The sequence below is a fragment of the Micromonospora sp. NBC_00330 genome, from assembly GCF_036136635.1.
In the GTDB taxonomy this organism is placed as follows: domain Bacteria; phylum Actinomycetota; class Actinomycetes; order Mycobacteriales; family Micromonosporaceae; genus Micromonospora; species Micromonospora salmantinae.
Genome location: NZ_CP108012.1, coordinates 3,154,485 through 3,174,120 on the forward strand (window position 1 = coordinate 3,154,485; position 19,636 = coordinate 3,174,120).

At 72.3% G+C, this 19,636-nt stretch carries 15 protein-coding genes; 11 read left to right on the top strand and 4 right to left on the bottom strand.

Annotation, left to right across the window (positions count from 1 at the left end):
• Positions 1-99 precede the first annotated feature (99 nt).
• Positions 100-1,080, top strand: coding sequence for an ATP-binding cassette domain-containing protein (locus OG598_RS14155; RefSeq protein WP_328654868.1), 981 nt, complete (start codon positions 100-102; stop codon positions 1,078-1,080).
• Complete coding sequence (locus OG598_RS14160; protein ID WP_124822795.1) at positions 1,077-1,904, top strand: ABC transporter permease; 828 nt, start codon at positions 1,077-1,079, stop codon at positions 1,902-1,904. Before OG598_RS14155 ends, OG598_RS14160 begins: the two co-directional genes overlap by 4 nt.
• A 1-nt stretch (position 1,905) precedes the next feature.
• Here the strand turns inward: OG598_RS14160 and OG598_RS14165 are convergent, their stop codons facing one another.
• Positions 1,906-5,085: a BTAD domain-containing putative transcriptional regulator gene (locus OG598_RS14165; RefSeq protein WP_328654869.1), complete on the bottom strand. Its 3,180-nt coding sequence runs from the start codon at positions 5,083-5,085 to the stop codon at positions 1,906-1,908.
• Positions 5,086-5,198: 113 nt separating this feature from the next.
• Here OG598_RS14165 and OG598_RS14170 point away from each other — a divergent pair, with 113 nt between their 5' ends.
• From OG598_RS14170 to OG598_RS14195, 6 genes are all read left to right on the top strand, one after another.
• Positions 5,199-6,032 (top strand): ABC transporter ATP-binding protein, encoded by an 834-nt coding sequence (locus OG598_RS14170; RefSeq protein WP_328654870.1) that lies wholly within the window; start codon positions 5,199-5,201, stop codon positions 6,030-6,032.
• A 31-nt stretch (positions 6,033-6,063) separates the two neighbouring features.
• Complete coding sequence (locus OG598_RS14175) at positions 6,064-7,047, top strand: ABC transporter substrate-binding protein (protein ID WP_328654871.1); 984 nt, start codon at positions 6,064-6,066, stop codon at positions 7,045-7,047.
• Positions 7,048-7,052: 5 nt separating this feature from the next.
• Positions 7,053-9,152, top strand: a complete 2,100-nt coding sequence (locus tag OG598_RS14180) for an iron ABC transporter permease (RefSeq protein WP_328655332.1) — start codon at positions 7,053-7,055, stop codon at positions 9,150-9,152.
• 25 nt (positions 9,153-9,177) lie between these two features.
• The gene (locus OG598_RS14185; protein ID WP_328654872.1) at positions 9,178-10,083 is read left to right on the top strand and encodes a siderophore-interacting protein; all 906 of its coding nucleotides are present in this window, start codon (positions 9,178-9,180) and stop codon (positions 10,081-10,083) included.
• A 155-nt stretch (positions 10,084-10,238) separates the two neighbouring features.
• On the top strand, positions 10,239-11,699 hold the full coding sequence (locus OG598_RS14190; protein ID WP_328654873.1) for an SDR family NAD(P)-dependent oxidoreductase: 1,461 nt from the start codon (positions 10,239-10,241) through the stop codon (positions 11,697-11,699).
• A 37-nt stretch (positions 11,700-11,736) separates the two neighbouring features.
• A complete protein-coding gene (locus OG598_RS14195; protein WP_328654874.1) occupies positions 11,737-12,213 on the top strand; it encodes a heme-degrading domain-containing protein in 477 nt (158 codons plus the stop codon).
• Between the two features lie 46 nt (positions 12,214-12,259).
• Here OG598_RS14195 and OG598_RS14200 read toward each other — a convergent pair whose 3' ends face one another.
• Positions 12,260-13,636 (bottom strand): FAD-dependent oxidoreductase, encoded by a 1,377-nt coding sequence (locus OG598_RS14200; protein WP_328654875.1) that lies wholly within the window; start codon positions 13,634-13,636, stop codon positions 12,260-12,262.
• Positions 13,637-13,870: 234 nt separating this feature from the next.
• Here OG598_RS14200 and OG598_RS14205 point away from each other — a divergent pair, with 234 nt between their 5' ends.
• Together OG598_RS14205 and OG598_RS14210 are read left to right on the top strand one after the other, a co-directional pair.
• Entirely contained in the window at positions 13,871-15,247 is a 1,377-nt protein-coding gene (locus tag OG598_RS14205) for a serine hydrolase domain-containing protein (RefSeq protein WP_328654876.1), read from the top strand.
• 86 nt (positions 15,248-15,333) lie between these two features.
• On the top strand, positions 15,334-16,662 hold the full coding sequence (locus OG598_RS14210) for an alpha/beta hydrolase (RefSeq protein ID WP_328654877.1): 1,329 nt from the start codon (positions 15,334-15,336) through the stop codon (positions 16,660-16,662).
• A 64-nt stretch (positions 16,663-16,726) separates the two neighbouring features.
• Here OG598_RS14210 and OG598_RS14215 read toward each other — a convergent pair whose 3' ends face one another.
• Complete coding sequence (locus tag OG598_RS14215; RefSeq protein ID WP_328654878.1) at positions 16,727-17,947, bottom strand: MFS transporter; 1,221 nt, start codon at positions 17,945-17,947, stop codon at positions 16,727-16,729.
• A gap of 41 nt (positions 17,948-17,988) precedes the next feature.
• Between OG598_RS14215 and OG598_RS14220 the strand changes: the two genes are divergently transcribed.
• On the top strand, positions 17,989-19,098 hold the full coding sequence (locus OG598_RS14220; protein ID WP_328654879.1) for an ROK family protein: 1,110 nt from the start codon (positions 17,989-17,991) through the stop codon (positions 19,096-19,098).
• An 86-nt stretch (positions 19,099-19,184) separates the two neighbouring features.
• Here the strand turns inward: OG598_RS14220 and OG598_RS14225 are convergent, their stop codons facing one another.
• Positions 19,185-19,568, bottom strand: a complete 384-nt coding sequence (locus OG598_RS14225; RefSeq protein ID WP_328654880.1) for a MerR family transcriptional regulator — start codon at positions 19,566-19,568, stop codon at positions 19,185-19,187.
• Between the last annotated feature and the right edge of the window lie 68 nt (positions 19,569-19,636).

Sequence of the window (19,636 nt, forward strand, 5' to 3'; positions counted from 1 at the left end):
CCCTGGCCGCCCTTCCCTCTCGGCCCCGGTGTCAGCCCGTGTCAGCCGGTGTCGGTGGCGTGTCGGGGCGGTGTCAGCGGGCCCGCACAGACTGGGCCCATGACAGATGACCTGGTGATCGAGGCCGAGGGCCTCGTGAAGACGTTCGGGAAGACGAGGGCGCTTCAGGGCGTGGACCTCGCCGTGCCCCGCGGGACGGTGCTCGGGGTGCTCGGGCCCAACGGCGCCGGCAAGACCACCGCCGTGCGCATCCTCTCCACCCTGCTCACCCCCGACGGCGGGACCGCCCGAATCAGCGGTTTCGACGTGGTACGGGACGCCGAACGCGTTCGGCAGAGTATCGGCCTCACCGGCCAGTACGCCTCGGTCGACGAGGACCTGACCGGGCGGCAGAACCTGGAGCTTTTCGGCACCCTGCTGGAGCTGGGGCGCGCCGGCGCCCGGCGACGGGCCGCCGAACTGCTCGACTGGTTCGACCTGACCGATGCCGCGAACCGTCAGGCCAAGACCTACTCCGGGGGCATGCGGCGACGGCTGGACCTGGCCGCCAGCCTGGTCGGCTCCCCCGACGTGATCTTCCTGGACGAGCCGACGACAGGGCTCGACCCGGCCAAGCGCGAGGACATGTGGGACGTGGTCCGAACGCTTGTCAACAACGGTTCGACGGTGCTGCTGACCACCCAGTACCTGGAGGAGGCCGACGCGCTCGCCGACGCGATCACGGTGATCGACCACGGCCGGGTCATCGCCCACGACACCCCCGAAGGGCTCAAGCGGGTGGTCGGCGGGCAGACCCTTGAGGTTCGGCCGTCCGATCCGGCTCAGTTGCCCCGCACCGCGGAGATCCTGACCCAGGTCGGCTCCGGCGCGCAGGCCGACGAGATCCGCAAGGGCGTGCTCGCGGTGCCGGTCACCGACGACGCGGCCCTGACCGAGAGCGTCGCGCGGTTCGCCACGGCCGGCATCGCGGTCACCGAACTCTCCCTGCACCTGCCGAGCCTCGACGAGGTGTTCTTCACCCTCACCGGGCGTACGGCGTCCGAAGACGACACCACCCGCCCCATGGAGGTCGCGGCATGAGCACTCTGACCGACACCGCGCCCACGCGAAGCCGCGCACTCTCGACAACCGCGCCGAACCCTCGGCCGTTCCGGCTGGTCCGGCACTCGTTGGCGCTCGCCAAGCGCAGCCTCATCAAGACCTGGCGTACGCCCGAGGCGCTCATCGACGTCACCCTGCAACCGGTGCTGTTCCTCATCATCTTCGTGTACGTCTTCGGCGGCGCCGTCGCCGGCTCGACCCACGACTACCTTCAGTTCCTGCTGCCCGGCATCCTGGCGCAGACGATCGCGACCGGCGCCATCGCGATCGGCGTCAACCTCAACACCGACATCGCCAAGGGCATCTTCGACAGGTTCCGGTCGTTGCCGATCCCTCGCTCCGCCCCACTGGTCGGCGCGGTCCTCGGCGATGTCGTCCGGTACGTCATCGTCACCGTGTCGACCCTCGCGATCGGCTACGTGATGGGTTTCCGGATCGACACCGACCCGTTCCGGGCGATCGCCGGGTGTCTGCTCGCTGTGCTGTTCGCGCTCTGCCTGAGTTGGCTGCCGGTGCTGGTTTCGATGAAGGTGCGGACCGCGGGTGCCGTACAGGGTGTGATGTTCGCGTTGATCATGCCGCTGAGCTTCGCGTCCAACGTGTTCGTCGGCGCCGACACCCTGCCGGGCTGGATGCAGGCGTTCGTGGACGTCAACCCGATGACCCACCTGGTGGCGTCGGTACGCGGGCTGTTCCTCGGAACCCCGTTGGGCAACCACGTGTGGTGGACGCTCGCCTGGTGCGCCGGCTTCGTTGCGGTGTTCATGCCGCTGGCGCTGCGGGCGTATCGCAAGAAGATCTGAGTCAGGCGAGCAGGTCGTCCATCAGCTCGCGGATCCGGCTGACGGCCGCGGCGGGTGGCCGCTCGCGCCACGCGGCAAGCAACGGCTCACGCTGCTCCTCGTTCCCGAGGATGGCGTTGAGCCGTTCGCCGTTTTCGAAGGGGAAGAACATCTCGATCTGGGTGCCGATCCGCTTCGCGAGTACTGCCAGTTCGCGGGCGGCGTCGACGTCACCCCGGTACGCCGCGAGCTCCGCGCCGCCCGACGCCCACGCCCCGATCACCGGCAGGTCCCGTGAGGTCAGCGCGTCCTCGCGGGCGAGCGACAGCATCGCGGTCGCCTGGACGGTGGCGTCGGTGCCCGACACCCGCCCCACCTGGGCCACCCGCAGGTAGATGATCGCCGCCGTGGCGCGGAGCATCACGCGCGGCTGCGGCTGCGGCCCGACCCAGCCGGCGAGGACACGCGTCACCTCGTCGGCGTGGGCGAGTGCCTCGTCGTACCGCTCACGCTGCCAGGCGAGGTGCGCCAGGCCGAGCAGCGCCTGCGCGACGTCGATCTGCTCGGCCTGGCCCAGCGCGGCCGTCTCGCCCAGTCGCCGCTCCGCCTCCGCGTCGCCGGTCAGGGCGAGCTGCACGTCCAGCCGTACCCGGATCGACCGCGCGTCCTGCGTGGCGCCGACCAACTCCATGTGCCGGACGCTGCGGGTCAGCCACTCGGCCGACCGGGCGTCCCCGCCCGGAACCAGGAACTGCCCGACCGCACCCGCCGCCATCGCCATGCCCCAGTGGTCGCCGGCGGCCTCGAAGCGGTGGTAAGCCTGCTCGGCGTCGCTGATCGACGCTTCCGGCAGGCCACCGTTTTCCCGTACCGCCGCGCGCGCGAAAAACCCCAGCCCCTGCACGTACGGGTCCGGGTGCGCGACCATCTCGGTCGCGCTCTTCAGGCTCTGCTCCACGTCGGACGCGTCGAAGCCGGGCAGCGCCGCCGCGAGGGCGGTCAGCCGGGACGACACCTCGCCGGGGCGTTCGGCCAGCAGCGTCCGCAGCGCCCGCCGGGCGAGCACGGCGGGCCGCAGGTCGGCGCTGACGCCGGCGTTCACGCTGATCACCACGCACGTCCAGGCCAGCCGTTCGGCGTTGGGAAGTGGCCGGCCGCTGGCCGCGCCGCGCAGGATCGCCGACCGCAGCCGCCGCTGCGGGTCGTCGATGTGCAGCAGCCCACGCGCCCAGGCGAGGACCTCCAGGTGCAGGCCGCGCACCGACCAGAGGTGGAACAGTGCGGTGGCGACGTCGATGGCGGCCGGCTCGTCGTCAGCTGCCATTGCCCACCGCAGGCCCGCGACCAGGTTGTCCTGCTCGGCGGCGCAACGGTGCAGCGCCTCGACCTGGCCGGGGCCGATGAAACGGGCGGCCAGCGCGACGGCCTGCTCCCGCGCCCAGCTGACCAGGCCGGCCATGGCCTGGTCCCGCTCGCCCGCCGCGTCCAGCCGGGCCTCGCCGTACTCACGGACCGTTTCGAGCATGCGGTAGCGCGGCGGACCGTCACCCTCGACCAGGGTCAACAGGGACTGTTCGACGAGGGTCGCCAGGCCGCGACGCACGTCCGGGGCCTGTGCGACGGCGGCGGCGAGGTCCGCTGTGAACGGCGCGGGGATGACCGCTACCCGCTGGAGCAGGTCACGGTCGGCCTCGGCGAGAAGCTCCCTGCTCCAGTCGACGAGCGCCCACAGGCTCGCGTGCCGCTCGGGCAGGCCGCGCAGGGCGTCGTCGAGCAACGCGAACCGGTCGGTAAGCCCGGCGAGCACGTCGTCGATCGGCATGTGCCGCAGTCGCGCGGCGGCCAGTTCGAGGGCCAACGGCAGGTTGTCGAGCCGGTGGCACAGGGCGAGCGCCCGCTCGGTGTCCCAGGTCGGCACGGCACCACCGGCCCGTGCCCGGGACTCGACCAGCGCGAGCGCGTCGGCGTCCGGCAACGCGGTCAGCCGGTGCACCAGCTCGCCGACCAGGCCCAGTGGGGCGCGGCTCGTCGCGAGCACCGCGACCTCCGGCGAGGCCGCCGCGACCAGGTCCGCGACGACGACGGCCACCGCGTCGAGCACGTGCTCGCAGTTGTCCAGCACCACCAGCCCGTCGAGGTCCGGCGCCACGGCGCGCAGCCGCTCCTCAGGACTCAGGACCCGCCGTTCCAGACCCAGGTTGCCGCCGGTCGCCGTGGTGTCCGCACCGCCGAGCGCGGCGAGCACAGTGGGCAGCACCTCGTCGGGCGAGCGCAGGCCAGCGAGTTCGATCACGCGTACCGCCCGCCCACCCGCTGCCGTACGCCTGGCCACCTCGGCGGCGAGCCGGGTCTTGCCCGCCCCTCCGGTCGCCACGATCGTCACGACGGGTGTCTCGGCGAGCGCGTCGGTGACGGCCTTGACGTCCCGCTCCCGCCCGACGAGGGCGGCCATGGGGCGACGCCACGCGGCGGGCAGCGTGATCCGCGCCGGTTGCCGGGGCGGCGCCGCGACGGGCGGTGCGGTGAGTTCACCGCGCAGCAACGCCAGGTGGACGCTCGTGATCACGGGCGACGGGTCGGTGCCGTAGCGGTCGGCCAGCTCGGCTCGCAGCCGCTCGACCACCTCCAGCGCCTCCGCCTCCCGTCCCTGCGCGGCAAGCACCCGGACGAGCAGGGCGGCGGACGGCTCGTCCGGCGGTGTCCGCGCGACGAGTCGGCCCAGGTCCACCTCGTCGAACGGGCCCACACCAGCGAGTGCCGCCTGCGCGCGCAGCGCGGCGACCTCCGCGAACAGGCGGGTGTCCTCGGCGCTGACCAACTCCGGCACCTCGGGGAACAGGGCCCGCGCCTGATCGGCCAGGCCGCGGGCGGCACCGACGTCACCGCACCGGAGCACGGTGCCCGCCTGATCGACGAGCGCGCGCGCCTCGACCGCGTCGACGGTGATCTCCTCGGCGGGCAGCCGGTATCCGCCCGGCACCGCGACCACGGGCAGCCCGAGACGGCGTACCCGGGACACGAGCGCCTGGACGGCGCCGCTCGCGTCGTCCGGTGGCACGCCGTCCCAGACGGCGTCCACGAGCAGGCTCACGGAGACCGCCCGCCCCCGCGCGTCGACGAGCGCGCGGAGCACCGCCGCGAGCCGTTCACCCCGAACGGGCTGGCCGTCGACGGCGAGTGGGCCGAGGGTCGCGATCTGCACGGACCCAGCATCCCCCACGCGCGCACGGACCCGACGACCACCGGCCCGCCCGGCCGGTCACCGCCCCGAGACCGGCTTGACAGGCCGTCATTTGGTTAGGTTAGCCTAACCTCATGCAGAACGAGTTGGCGTCGGTCAACGGGGAGCGCAGCCTGTCCGGCGTCGACCTCCACCTGGGCTATCACGGCGTGCCGGTGGTGCACGGAGCCGTGATCAACCTGCGCGCGGGCGCCGTCACCGCACTGGTCGGGCCCAACGGCAGCGGCAAGTCCACACTGCTGCGGGCCCTGGCCCGGCTGCACCCGATCGAGGCCGGAATCGTGCACCTCGCCGACGGCGTCACGGCCGCCAGCCTCGCGGCCCGGGAGTTCGCCCGGCGGGTCACACTGCTCGCCCAGAGTCGGCCGGTGCCCAGCGGAGTCACCGTCCGCGACGTCGTCGGCTACGGCCGCCACCCCTACCGGGGGCGCTGGCGCACCGAGGACCCGGACGGTCCCGCCGCCATCGCACGCGCCATGGACGTCACCGGCGTCGCCGCGATGGCCGACCGTCCCGTCGACGAACTCTCCGGGGGCGAGTTGCAGCGGGTCTGGTTGGCCACCTGCCTCGCCCAGGACACCCCGGTCCTGCTCCTCGACGAACCCACCACGTTTCTCGACCTGCGCTACCAGGTGGAGATCCTCGACCTGGTCCGTGACCTCGCGGACGATCACGGCGTCGCCGTCGGCGTCGTGCTGCACGACCTCAACCAGGCAGCCGCCGTGGCGGACGAGGTGGTCCTGTTGCAGCAGGGCCGGGTCCGCGCCACCGGCACCCCGGCAAGGGTGTTCACCGAGGACGCCCTCACCGAGACCTACGGGATCCGCATCGAGGTGACCACCGATCCGGTCAGCGGACTGGTCACCACCCGCCCGGTCGGGCGGCACCAGATCCGCGCCCTGGTCTGAACACCCCCATCCACAGCAGAGAAAGACCGTCATGACCCGTACCCGTTTCACCGCCCTCATCGCCGTCGTGGCCGCGCTGACGCTCGGCGCCTGCGGCACCACCGAGAACGCCGCGGCCCCCGACACCTCCGCCTCGGCGTCCGGCGGCCCGGTCACCGTCACCGACAGCCGGGGCAAGGAGATCACCCTCAAGGCGCCGGCGACGAAGGTCGTCGGGCTCGAGTGGGGCGAGGTCGAGCTGCTGGTCAGCCTGGGCGTCATGCCCGTCGGTGTCGCCGACCCCAAGGGCTACGGCACCTGGGTCACCTCCGCGAAGCTCGACCCGGGCGTCAAGGACGTCGGGGTCCGCGGGGAGCCCAGCGTCGACGCGATCGTCGCCCTCCAGCCCGACCTCGTCGTGATGGAGGACGACCGGGGCGCCAACATCGTCAGTCAGCTGGAGAAGTTCGTGCCAGTGGTGGTCGCCAAGGGCAGTGACGCCACCGACAACCTCGGCCGGATGCGCACCGACCTCAACATGATCGCGAAGGCGGTCGGCAAGACCACCGAGGCGGAGAAGCTGCTCACCGACTTCGACGCGGCCATCGCCGACGGCAAGAAGAAGATCGCCGACGCGGGTGCCGCCGGCCGACCGTTCGCCATCGCCGACGGCTGGAAGGAGGGCAGCACCGTCAGCATCCGGATGTTCGGCACCGGCGCGCTGGTCTCCCAGATCGGCATCCAACTCGGCCTCACCAACGCCTGGACCGGCAAGACCGATGAGGTGTGGGGACTCGGCCAGACCGACGTCGAGGGCATGACGGTCCTCAAGGACCCGAACACGCACCTCTTCTACAACGCCTCCGACGGCGACGACGTGTTCGCCGACGGTCTCGCCGGCAACGCCATCTGGAAGTCGCTGCCCTTCGTGCAGAAGGGCAACCTGCACAAGATGCCCAACGGCATCTGGACCTTCGGCGGTCCGCTCTCCGGCAAGCAGTACATCGACGAACTCGTCAAGACGTACACGGTGTGAGCGTGCTGAACGCGCCCCCACGCCCGGAGCCGGCCACCCGGCCGGCCCCGGGCGGACGCCCGGCCGTGCCCCGCATCGCCGTCGTCTTCGTCGCCGCGATCCTGCTGCTGCTCGTGGTCGGCACGGTGCACCTCACCCAGGGCACCTCGAACGTCGGCGCCCTCGACCTCCTGCGGCTCGCGACCGGCACCGACGACGAGGCGGCCCGCGTCCTGATCGCGTCCCGGCTGCCCCGACTGCTCGCCGGGCTCGCCATCGGCGTGGCGCTCGGGTTCGCCGGGGCGGCGTTGCAGTCGATCGCCCGCAACCCGCTCGCCTCCCCCGACACCCTCGCTGTCAACGCGGGCGCCCACCTGGCGATCGTCGCCGTCGCCGCGTTCGGCGTCTCGCTGCCCGCGCTGCCCGCCGGCGGCCTCGCCTTCTGCGGCGGGCTGGCCGCCGCCGGCCTGGTGATGGCGATGTCCTCCGGTGGGCAGGCCGGCACCACCCGGCTGATCCTCGCCGGCTCGGCGACCGCGCTGGCGCTCGGGTCGGTGACCACACTGCTGCTGCTCCTGTTCGAGCAGGCCACCATCGGGCTGTTCGCCTGGGGGAACGGCTCGCTGGTGCAGAGCGACCTGACCGCGCTGACCCAACTCGCTCCGGTGATCGTCGGCGCCGCCGTCGTGCTCGTGCTGCTCGGGCACCGCCTCGACATCCTCGCCCTCGGCGACGACACCGCCACGGTGCTCGGTCTCGACGTGCGGCGCACCCGGCTCACCGTCATGGTGCTGGCAGTGCTGCTCTCCGCCGCGGCCGTCACCCTCACCGGCCCGGTCGGCTTCGTCGGCCTGTGCGCACCGGTGATCGTCCGGCTGCTCGCCCCCGTGGTGCCGGGGGTGCACCGGCACCGCGTGCTGCTGCCGTTGTCCGGCATCGCCGGGGTCATCATCGTGCTCGGCTCCGACGTGCTGCTGCGGGCCGTGATGGGCGGGCAGGCCGGGGTCGACATCCCCACCGGCGTGGTCACCACGTTGTTCGGCGCGGCGATCCTCATCTGGCTGGCCCGCCGGCACCGCGACGCCGGCCCCACCCGTCGTCCGCCCGGAGGGCACGCGGCCGTCCGCTCCGCCGCCTTCCACCGCGGCGTCGTCGCCGTCACTGCCGTCCTGACCGTCTGCGCAGTGGCGGTCGGCATGCTCGCCGGCGACACCTGGGTGCTGCTCGGTGACGTCGTCAACTGGGTCAACGGCACCACCGGGCCCGCGTACACCTTCGTGCTGGACCAGCGGTGGCCGCGCGTCGCCGCGGCGGTCCTGGCCGGCGCGGCGCTCGCGGTCGCCGGCACCACGGTGCAGGCGGTCTGCCGCAATCCGCTGGCCGAACCCGGCATCCTCGGCATCACCGCCGGCGCCGGGCTCGGCGCGGTCTCCCTGCTCACCTTCGTGCCGCTGGCCGGGGTGTGGGCCGTCTCCGGCGTCGCCGGGCTCGGCGCGATGCTGGCGTTCGCCCTGGTCTACGGCCTGGCCTGGCGCGGCGGACTGAGCTCCGACCGACTGGTGCTGATCGGTTTCGGGGCCTGGCAGGGCGGCATGGCGGTCATCACCTACCTGGTCGTGGCCTTCGACCCGTGGAACACCGGGAAGGCGCTGACCTGGCTGTCCGGCTCCACCTACGGTCGGATGCCCACCCAGGTGCTGCCGGTGCTGATCGCCCTGCTGGTGCTCACACCGGCAGTGGTCGCCGCCCGTCGGGAGCTCGACCTGATGGCGCTGGACGACGACACCCCCCGCGTGCTGGGCGTCCGGCTGGAACGCACCCGGCTGATCGCGCTCGGCGCGGCGGCGCTGCTCACCTCCACCGCCGTCTCGGCCGTCGGGGTCATCGGTTTCGTCGGCCTGGTCGCCCCGCACGCCGCGCGGGCGCTCGTCGGCGGCCGGCACTCCCGGGTGCTCCCGGTGGCCGCCCTGCTCGGCGCGGCGCTGGTCAGCATCGCCGACACCTTCGGTCGGACGGTCATCGCGCCGGCCCAGATCCCCGCCGGCCTGGTCACCGCCATGATCGGCACCCCGTACTTCGTCTGGCTGCTGTGGCGCTCCCGCGCCGTGGCGAGCACCACCCGGTAGAGCCGCCCGAGTCGAGAGAGGCACCATGACCGAGACCCTGCCCATCGCACCGTGGCGCGTGTTCGCCGTCACCGTCCGGGCCGTACGCCGCCTGAGCCCGTCCTTCACCCGGGTGACCTTCACCGGGGCGAACCTGGACCGCTTCGCCGACAACGGTTACGACCAGCGGATCAAGCTGGCACTGCCGCTGCCCGGTCAGGACCGGGCGACCCTGCCGGACGGCGCGGACTGGTACGCGACGTGGCGGGCCCTGCCCGAGCACCTGCGCAACCCGATACGCACCTACACGGTGCGGGCGGTCCGTCCGCACCTGGCCGAGGTCGACGTCGATCTGGTGCTGCACGGCGACAGCGGCCCGGCGACGCGCTGGGCTCGGCGGGCCAGCGTCGGCGACGAGATCGCCCTGGTCGGGCCGGATGCCGGCTTCGACGGCAACCACGGCGGGGTCGAGTTTCGACAGTCCACCGGCGGCACGCTGTTGCTGGCCGGGGACGAGACCGCCGTGCCGGCGATCAGCAGCATCTGCGAGCGGCTCCCCCTCGACGCCCGGGGCACAGTCGTGCTGGAGGTGCCCGACGCCGCCGACGTGCTGCCGCTGCTCGCGCCGCCCGGCGTCGAGGTCCGCTGGCTGGCCCGGGGCGCCGACGGGTACGGCAGCCGGCTGGTGCCCGCCGTCGTCGCGGCGGCCGGGGAACTGCTGACCCCCGGCGCGTCGACGGCCGCCCAACCCGTCCCGGACGTCGACGTGGACACCGAGATCCTGTGGGAGGTGCCCGAGCAGGTGGCCTCGGCGCCGCTCTACGCGTGGCTGGCCGGGGAGGCCGGCGTCATCCGTAAGCTGCGCCGACACCTCGTCGCCGAGCGGGGCCTGGACCGGCGGGCGGTGGCCTTCATGGGCTACTGGCGTCTCGGCCACGCCGACGCCGACTGACAGGCCGCGAGGCGCACCATGCCGGACGGCCGCGAGGCGCACCACGCCGGACGGCCGCGAGGTGCGTCGGAGGCCGTGAGGCGCGTACCGTTTCGGGTCGGACTTGGGGCGGGCCGGCTGGAGCCGGCACGGGATACGGGACGAGACAACGACGCATGACGGTGGACAACATTACCGAAAACGGTCAAGAGGGCATTGACCGAAGCCGGCTGGAGGCCTGCCTCAGCGTCTTCGAGGCGTTGGAGGCGCTGCCCTCCGACCATCCCGACGTGGTGCAGGTGCAGCGGGCCACCGCCCGGCTCTACAAGGTGATCAAGCAGCGGCGGCGGGAGGAGCGGCGCGACGCCATCCTCGCCGCCGACCGCGCGGTGACGGAGGCCACCGCCACCGGCGCTCCGGGGCGGATCGACGACGAGACGCAGGGCATTCCGCTCGCGTCCTCCGTGGCGGGCGAGACGGCGGGCTTCCTGCACAACCCACGCGGCTGCTACGTCTGCAAGCAGCGCTACCGCGAGGTGGACGCCTTCTACCACCAGCTCTGCCCGTCCTGTGCAGCGCTGAACCGGGAGCGCCGCGACGCGCGCACCGACCTGACCGGCCGGCGTGCGCTGCTCACCGGCGGCCGGGCCAAGATCGGCATGTACATCGCGCTGCGGCTGCTGCGCGACGGCGCGCACACGACGGTGACGACCCGGTTCCCGCACGACGCGGTCCGCCGCTTCGCCGCGATGCCCGACAGCGCGGACTGGCTGCACCGACTGCGGATCGTCGGGATCGACCTGCGCGACCCCGCCCAGGTGATCGCCCTCGCCGACGACGTCAGCAGCCAGGGCCCCCTCGACATCCTGATCAACAACGCGGCGCAGACCGTCCGCCGGTCTCCCGGGGCGTACGCGCAGCTCATCGCCGCCGAGGCCGCGGCCCTGCCGGACGGCCCGCTGCCGGAGCTGATCACGTTCGCCAAGCCGGACGGGCAGGGCGGCCCGGTGGGCAGCCTGACCGCCGGGCCACCGTCGACGGCGCTCACCCCGCACGCGCTCACCGCGCTGGCCCTGACCAGCGGCTCGGCCTCGCCGGAACGGATCGCGGCGTCCACTGCCATCGACGCCGGCGGGCTCGTGCCCGACCTCGACTCGGTCAACAGCTGGGTCCAGCGGGTGCAGGAGGTGGACCCGGTCGAGCTGCTCGAAGTGCAGCTGTGCAACGTCACCGCACCGTTCGTGCTGGTCAGTCGGTTGCGCCCGGTGATGGCCGCCGCGTCGGCCCGCCGCAAGTACGTGGTGAACGTGTCGGCGATGGAGGGCCAGTTCGGCCGCGGTTACAAGGGGCCGGGGCACCCGCACACCAACATGGCCAAGGCGGCGCTGAACATGCTGACCCGCACCAGCGCCGAGGAGATGTTGACCGACGGCATCCTGATGACCAGCGTCGACACCGGCTGGATCACCGACGAACGCCCCCACCCGACGAAGATGCGGCTGGCCGACGAGGGCTTCCACGCCCCACTGGACCTGGTCGACGGCGCGGCCCGGGTGTACGACCCGATCGTCCGTGGCGAGCAGGGCGAGGACCTGTACGGCTGTTTCCTGAAGGACTACGCGCCCTGCGCCTGGTAATCGCCCCGAACCAGCCCGCACCGAGAAGGAGAAGAACATGTCAGCTGACCGTGAATCGTGGCCGACGCTGGACGAGCTGCTGCGCGAGGAGAACGAGCTGGAGCTCGCGGGTCTGTCCGAGACCGACGCGTACGAGCTGGGGATGCTCGCCGTCGCCGCCGCGACCGAGCAGCGGCTGCCGGTCTCGGTGGGCGTGTGGCGGGCCGGGCGGCAGCTGTTCCACTGCGGCCTGCCGGGGTCGACGGCGGACAACGACGCGTGGCTGCGCCGCAAGGGGCGGGTGGTGATGCGGTTCGAGCACTCCTCGCTCTACATGGCGCGGCTGTGCCAGGACAAGCAGGTGACACTGGCCGACCGGTACGGGCTTCCGGCCTCGCGCTACGCGGCGGCCGGGGGCGCGGTACCCCTGCGTGTGCGCGGCACCGGTGTGGTGGGCTGGGTCGGTGTCTCCGGGCTGCCGCAGCTCGACGACCACCGTTTCGTGGTCGACATCCTCCGCAAGCTCCCCCGCTAGGGCGCGGTCCCGGCGGCCTCGCAGGTGAGGCCGCCGGGTCACTCGCTCAGCGTGTGCGCCGGTTGGCGCGCAGGGCGCCCAGGAGCACGCCGGGGCGGGCCAGCGAGTGCGGGTGTTCGCGCATGGAGACGACGTCGTTGAACCGCCGCGCTGTCGCCACGTCCGTGACGGTCGCGGCGATGACCTGGCTGCTGGCCCAGCGGGAGAACCGGTAGCCGCGCGGGTAGGGCCCGTCGACGTGCGGCAACGCAAGGTCCGCCGAGGTGGAGAGCGACCAGGCGGCGTCGACCACCACCTTCTGGAGCGCGAGGTAGTGGCGCGCGGGCGCCCGCAGGTCCGGGCCGGACCGAAGGTACGTCGACAGGCAGGCCGCGTGCAGGGCCGACGCCGTCATGCCCTGCCCGTACACCGGGTTGAACGACGCGACGGCGTCACCGACGCTGATCAGGCCGGCCGGGAACCGCTTGAGCGCGTGGAAGTCCCGTCGTCGACTGTCGGCATGGTGGTAGGTCTGGACATCGCCGATCATCTCCTGGTCGGCGACCTCGCCGAACTCCGGTGGGAACTGCTCGCGTAGGCGGCGGACGAAGTCGTCAGCGGTGCGCCCCGGGCGGTCGTTGCCGTAACCGGCCATCATGGCCATCCACCGGCCGTCCTCGATGGCGAAGAACGCGGCTCCGGCCACGTCCATGGCCATCCTCGGCGTGTTCAGGGCCAGGACGACCGTCGAGGGCGGTGTGACCTCCGGGCGGCGGAACAGGGCGGTCGCGTAGTTGAGGTGCACTGTCATCCGCCGGGTGACCGGCCGGTCCCAGTCGGCCTGCTCCAGCCAGTCCGACAGTCGGCTGGACCTCCCCATGGCGTCCACCACGAGGTCGGCGCGTTCGACACCGGCCACCCCACCGACCTCACAGCGGACCCCGGTGACCGCGGTGCCGTCGAACACGAGGCCGGTGGCGCGGGCGGTGATCGTCTTGACGTTGGGCAGTCGGAGCACCTGCTGGCGGATCAGGCCCTCCAGCAGCGGCCGACTGCCCGCCAGACTGTCGGCGTCGTCGGGGACGACGACCTTCAGACGCCCGTCGAGGTAGTTGCGCCGGGCCGTGGGCGGCGCCTCGACCGCTCCGCGCGCCAGTGCCTCGTCGCGGAATCCGGGAAACAGCCGCTCCAGCTGGAAGAGGCCGCCGGGCAGCAGCGCGTGCAGCTGCGTCCCCTGTGGTACGCCGGGCCGCGCGCCGGTCACCTGCGGGTCGTCCCGGTCGATGATGACGACGGTGTCGGCGTGGTCGGACAACACCCGGGCGGCCAGTAGACCGGCGACACTGCCGCCGACCACGACGGCCGTGCCCATCGTCGGGGACAGCTGGTCAGGGGGTCGAGCCGCATTCAGCTCTGCGAAGACCCGGGACGGGGAGAGGGACATCGTGCTCTCCAAGGGGGTAACGGGGTGTGCCCTCCCCGGTCACTGTCCGCGACCGTGCGCGGACAGACCGGTGGACGGTCGTTCGACGTTTTGCCCGCCGATCGTCGCACAACCGCCTGAACGGCAACCGGCTGTGTCCGCCAGATGACCACCTGTTGACCGATGGGCCGGACGGGCCCGACGTTCGGACGGGTCAGGTAGCGCGTCCACTGGCCGGCTGTCACGATCTGCGGCATGCCCGTTGCGCGTCGAACTCTGCTCGGGGCCGGCCTGGCCGTCGCGACCTCCGCCGTCACCGGTTGCGGTGCCACGGGCGCGCCGAACACCGGCGCGGCCGGCCCTGGCGACGCGGCGACCGGGAACGCCGCCACCGGCAGCCGGGTCGGATTTGGTCCGGCGGGAGACGCCGGGCCGCCGCTCAGGGCACCTGACGCACCGGTCGGCGGCAACCCACCAGTTCGTGAGGCCCGCTACGCGCAGGACGTGGCCGCCCTGCTCCGGCGACACCTGCCCGCCACCCCGCAGACAGTGCAACACAAGGGTTTTCCCGGTGCTGTCGCTCTCGTCCTGGTGGGCGGGAAGGTGACGGTGCACAGCGCTGTCGGTGAGGCGTTGCGCTATTCGGCGGGCCCGAAGCTGCTCGCGGCGAACCAGCGCGTCGCGATGCGCCGGGACTCCATCTTCGACCTCGCCTCGGTCACCAAGGTGTACACGGCCATCCTGCTGTTGCAGCAGGTCGACAAGGGGCGTGTCGACCTCGGCGCTCCGGTGCGCGACTACCTGCCCGCCTTCACCGGCGCGGGCAAGGAGCGGATCACCGTCGAGATGCTGCTCACCCACACCAGCGGCCTTCCCGTCGGCGCCACGGTCACCGGCCTGCCCGACAACACGGCCCGCTGGAACGCCGTGCTCGGCACGCCGCTGGTCTCCGGCGCCGTGCCGGGAAAGACGTTCCGCTATTCCAGCGTCGGGCTCATGGTCGCCGGCAAGATCGTCGAGAAGGTCACCGGCCAGCGGCTCGACCAGGCGCTCAAGACCAACCTGACCGACCCGCTCGGCCTGCGCGACACCGGCTTCAACCCGAACGGCTGGCTGTCGGCCGCCGCGAGGGCCAGCCGGCTGGTCGCCACCGACGCCCGCTCGTCCCGGGGGCTGCTCCGTGGCGTCGTCCACGACGACGTCGCCAATCACCTCGGTGGCATCGCCGGCCACGCCGGCATCTTCGCCTCCGCGACCGATCTCGCGGCCATCGGTCAGCTGCTCCTCAACGGGGGCACCCACCGGGGCGAGCGGATCCTCGCCGCGGCGACGGTGCGCCGGATGCTCACCAACCACAACGCCGGCAAACCCGCCATCGACCCCGAGCGCCCCAACCGGACCTCGGCGCACGGCCTCGGCGTCGTCCTCGACCAGAGCTGGTTCATGGGGAAGCTCGCCTCGGCCCGGACCTTCGGCCACACCGGATTCGCCGGCCCCTCGCTGCTGGTCGCGCCCGACCGCAAACTCGTCCTGGCGCTGCTCACCAACCGCGCGCACCCCAACTGGAGCTGGTCGAACCCCGACCCGGTCCGCGTCGCCGTCGGCGACCTGCTCGCCGCGAAGGTCAACTGACCGGAAGGTGTGGACCATCGCGCCCCACCCTGACACGATACTTGCGCTAGTAGTGCAAATACTTCGTCCGTTCAGGTGGAGGATCGATGCACACATCTCGCCGGAGCCTGCTCTCCGTGGTGGCCGGGATCGCCCTCGCGGCCAGCCTGTCCGCCGTCGCCGTTCCACGCCCCGCCGAAGCCGCCGCCACACCGACGTACCGTCCAGTGATCTTCGTACACGGCAGCGCGGGATCGGCGGCGCAGTTCGAGACCCAGGCCAAACGGCTGGCCAGCAACGGGTACCCAATCGACATCATCGAAGCCCACGAGTACGACTCCCCGAACGTCGCGACGATCCTGCCCCAGGTGTACGCGGGACTCGACGCACGGATCTCCCGCCTGCTGGCGGCCACCGGCGCGGACCGGGTCGACCTCGTCGCGCACTCGCTGGGCACCTTCGTCTCGCAGGGCTACCTCACCAGCTCGCCGGAGCGTGCCGTCCGGGTCGCTCACTACGTCAACCTGGACGGGCGCACCGCGACCTCCCCGCCGGGCGGTGTGCCCACGCTCGCCATCTGGGGCGAGGGTGACCCGGCCCGCGCCGTCGTCGGCGCGACGAACGTCCACCTGCCGGACCAGTCGCACACCCAGACCGTGTCGTCGGCGGAGTCGTTCACCGAGATCTTCGGCTTCCTCCGGGGCCGTGCGCCCCACACGACGCGGATCGTGCCGCAACTCTTCGGCGCCGCCCGGGTCTCCGGCCGGGCCGTGCTCTTCCCGAGCAACGTCGGCGTCGCCGGTGCGACAGTCGAGGTCTACCCGGTCAACCCGCTGACCGGCGGCCGACTGACGCACCGGCCCGCGCATCGGCTGTCGCTCGGCGGCGACGGCTCGTTCGGTCCTCTCCCGGTGCTCGCCACGGCCCGCTACGAGTTCGCCATCGTGCGCCCGGGCGCCGCTACGCACCACTTCTACTTCCAGCCGTTCCTCCGCTCGGACTCGTTGGTGCGCCTGGCGACCAGCGAGCCGGGCGAGGGCCTGAGCGGCCTGGTCGAGACCAGCGACCGGCACACGGCGCTCACCATCCAACGGCAGAAGGAGTGGTGGGGCGACCAGGGCGATGCCGGCGACCACCTCTGGATCAACGGCAGGGACGTCCTGAACGCGGCGAACGCACCCCGCGTCAAGCGGACGATCGGCATCTTCGCCTTCGACGACGGCAGCGACGGCGTCACCGACCTGACGGCCCCGTTGCCGGAGTTCTTCAGCCAGACCTTCATCACCGGCATGGACGTCTTCATCCCGGCGACACCGGCACACCTCGGCCTGGTACGGATCGTCGTGGGCCAGCGCGGTGGCGGCCATGAGGTGATCAACGTGCCCAACTGGAGGTCGAGCACCGACCGGGTGACGGTCAGCGTGGACGACTTCTGACCGCGCCTCGCGGACGGCCCGGCCACCTCAGGTCGAGACGGTGGCCGGGACCGGCTCGCACCCGTCAGACGGTGGCCGGGACCCGCTCGCGCACTCGTCGCCCGACGGCGAAGCTGACCAGCCCCAGGATCAACCCGACGACCGCCAGTACGACGCCCACCCGGGCCGGCGCGAGGTAGCCGAATCCGGCGGCGATGGCGACGCTGCCCAGCGCGGCGCCCAGGCTGTTCGCGATGTTCATGGCCGACTGGTTGACCGCCGCGCCCATCAGTTGCGCTCCCGGGGCGACGGTGATCAGGCGCGCCTGAAGGACCGGACCGAGATACAGGCTGGTCGCACCGACCAGGAACGCGCCCACGAACAGGCCCACACGGGTCGACGCCACGAGGCTGAACACGGCGATGCTCACGATCATCGCCACGAAACCGATGACCATGCTCCGCTGGAGGTCGCGGTCCGCCAGCCAGCCGCCCAGGGCGTTGCCGACCGTCATTCCGAGACCCACGGCGACCAACGTCCACGGCACCGTCGCGGCGGCGAGGCCGGTGACGTCGGTGGTGACCGGTGCGATGTAGGTGTTCACCGCGAAGAAGCCGGCGAACCCGACAGCGCCGGTCGCGGCGACCAGCCAGACCTGCGAGGTCCGCAGCGCCCGCAACTCGGCGGCCGGCGAGCCGTCGGCCGCCGCGGCGACCTCCGGAACGACCGCCAGCACCGCCAGCAGGGTGAGCAGGAAGAAGCCGGCGATGACCAGGTACGCGACCCGCCAGTCGACCGCCTGCCCGAGCCGCGTGATGAGGGGTACGCCGACCAGGTTGCTCACCGTCAGACCGCCGAGCACCGTGGCGAAACCACGGGCCTCGTTACCGGGGCCCATGAGGGTCGCGGCGAGCAGACCTGCCGCACCGAAGTACGCGCCGTGCGGCAGCGCCGCCACGAACCGGGCCACCAGCACCAGGTCGAAGGTGGGGGCGAGCGCGGACGCGACGGTGCCGACGGCGAACAGCACGAGCAGCCCGAGGACGAGTTTCTTGCGGGGCAGGCGCGCGCTCAACGCGGCGATCAGCGGCGCGCCGACGACCACGCCGAGCGCGTACGCGGTGATCATCCAGCCCGCTCGGGCGACGGCGTCCGACGACGACTGGGCGTACTCGTGCGGAAGCAGACCACGGGCGATGTCGGGCAGCAGCCCCATCGCCACGAACTCGGTCAGGCCGACCGCGACGCCGCCCAGTGCCAGGGCGGCGAGCGCCGCCAACCGTCGACCTCTACTCAACTCGATCACCGAAAAAATTTAGCAACAGCGTTGCGTAATAGGGTGGCGAGATGACTCGCGTCACTGCCGACGTCACCTTCCTGCGCGGCTACAACCAGGCACTGGTCATGGCGGTGGGACGCACTGCCCGCACGTTCGAGCGCTCGACGGTGGTCGAGGCCACCGGCCTGACACCACAGGCGGTCTCCAAGGTCATCGCCCGGCTGATCGCCGACGGGCTGATCCGCCCCGCCGGCGTGCGACGTCCGGGCATCGGCAAGCCCGCTGTCGTCTACGCACTCGTCCCGGACAGCCGGTACGCGATCGGCGCCCACGTGGCTCGACGCACGCTGCGGCTCGTCCTGGTCGACCTGGCCGGCACCGTGCACCACTCGGCCGTCAGCCCACTGCCCCGCGACTTCACCCCGGAGCAGCTCCTCGACGCCCTGAGCGCCGGCATCGACACGATGGCCGGCATCGGCGACCTGCGGAGCCGGCTCACCGGGCTGGGCATCGGCATGATCGGCCCACTCGACCACGCCAACGGCTTGGTCCGCGACGCCCACGGCCTGCGCCACTGGCACGACGTACCGCTGCGCGAGATCGCCGAGAAACATCTCGGCCTCCCCGTCCACCTGGACAAGGACGTCACCGCGGGGATCACCGCGGAGGCCTGGCGGCACGGCGCGACGTTCGGCGACGCGGCACTCATCATGGTCGAGTCCGGCATCGGCGGCGGCTTCTGGCTGGGCGGCGCGGCCCACCGGGGAGCCCACACCAACGCGGGCGAGTTCGGCCACACTGTCGTCGACCTGACCGGGCCCCGCTGCGTCTGTGGCCGGCACGGGTGCCTGGAGATCGTGCACCACCGGGCCGCCGAGGCCGGAGACATCGCACACGCCGCCCGCGTGCTGGCCGTCGGCGTCGTCAACCTGCTCCAGACCCTCGACCTCGCCCACGTGGTGCTGGCGGGCGCGGACCTCCTCCGGCACCCGCAGACCTATCTCGCTGCGGTCACCGAGGCCGTCGGGGCGGACGCCCGGCGCGCGGACTGGCTCAGCACCACTGTGGCCCTGTCCAGCCTCGGCGCGGACGTGATCGCCGCAGGCGCGGCGATGCAGATCCTCGACCAGCACTACGGCATCCCGGAGCTGGCCCATCCCTTGATCGTTGGCAGTTGAGCAACTCGACACGCCGAGCGACGCCCTACTGAGCTGCCATCGATCGCCACGAGGTCAGAAGCCGGCGACGGGGACTCGCCGCGTCGCTACGCCACCACGGCGTCGGTGTCCGTTCGGGTGCAACCGTTTGTCGGGCTCTCGCTGAGCGCGATGACCTCGTCGAGCCGCTTGCGCGCCTGCCGGAGCTGGGTGATCTGCCGATCGATGCGGTCGCGTTCGGCGCGGAGCATGGCCCGCGACTGCGGTGTGTTGACCTTCGCATCGACGCAGGGCAGCAGGTCCAGGATGGTGCGGCTGGACAGGCCGGCGGCGTACAGCATCTGGATCAGATACACCCGGTCGACCGCGTCGTCGAGGTAGTGGCGCTGACCGCCACTGCTTCGTGCGGCAGCCAGGAGGCCCTGCTCCTCGTAGTAGCGCAGGGCTCGTACCGACACCCCGGTCTTCGTGGCGAGTTCCCCGATCCGCATCGACCCCTCCCCCAGCCGGTGACGCCAGCCACACAGCCTTCTCCCTCACGTAAACGTCAGGTTTTACC

Excerpts from the sequence above, each read along its gene's own strand:
- OG598_RS14175 (WP_328654871.1), top strand. The coding sequence starts at position 6,064 with ATGACCCGTACCCGTTTCACCGCCCTCATCGCCGTCGTGGCCGCGCTG.
- OG598_RS14190 (WP_328654873.1), top strand. The coding sequence starts at position 10,239 with ATGACGGTGGACAACATTACCGAAAACGGTCAAGAGGGCATTGACCGA.
- OG598_RS14195 (WP_328654874.1), top strand. The coding sequence starts at position 11,737 with ATGTCAGCTGACCGTGAATCGTGGCCGACGCTGGACGAGCTGCTGCGC.
- OG598_RS14220 (WP_328654879.1), top strand. The coding sequence starts at position 17,989 with ATGACTCGCGTCACTGCCGACGTCACCTTCCTGCGCGGCTACAACCAG.
- OG598_RS14160 (WP_124822795.1), top strand. The coding sequence starts at position 1,077 with ATGAGCACTCTGACCGACACCGCGCCCACGCGAAGCCGCGCACTCTCG.
- OG598_RS14225 (WP_328654880.1), bottom strand. The coding sequence starts at position 19,568 with ATGCGGATCGGGGAACTCGCCACGAAGACCGGGGTGTCGGTACGAGCC.
- OG598_RS14205 (WP_328654876.1), top strand. The coding sequence starts at position 13,871 with ATGCCCGTTGCGCGTCGAACTCTGCTCGGGGCCGGCCTGGCCGTCGCG.
- OG598_RS14155 (WP_328654868.1), top strand. The coding sequence starts at position 100 with ATGACAGATGACCTGGTGATCGAGGCCGAGGGCCTCGTGAAGACGTTC.
- OG598_RS14185 (WP_328654872.1), top strand. The coding sequence starts at position 9,178 with ATGACCGAGACCCTGCCCATCGCACCGTGGCGCGTGTTCGCCGTCACC.
- OG598_RS14210 (WP_328654877.1), top strand. The coding sequence starts at position 15,334 with ATGCACACATCTCGCCGGAGCCTGCTCTCCGTGGTGGCCGGGATCGCC.
- OG598_RS14200 (WP_328654875.1), bottom strand. The coding sequence starts at position 13,636 with ATGTCCCTCTCCCCGTCCCGGGTCTTCGCAGAGCTGAATGCGGCTCGA.
- OG598_RS14170 (WP_328654870.1), top strand. The coding sequence starts at position 5,199 with ATGCAGAACGAGTTGGCGTCGGTCAACGGGGAGCGCAGCCTGTCCGGC.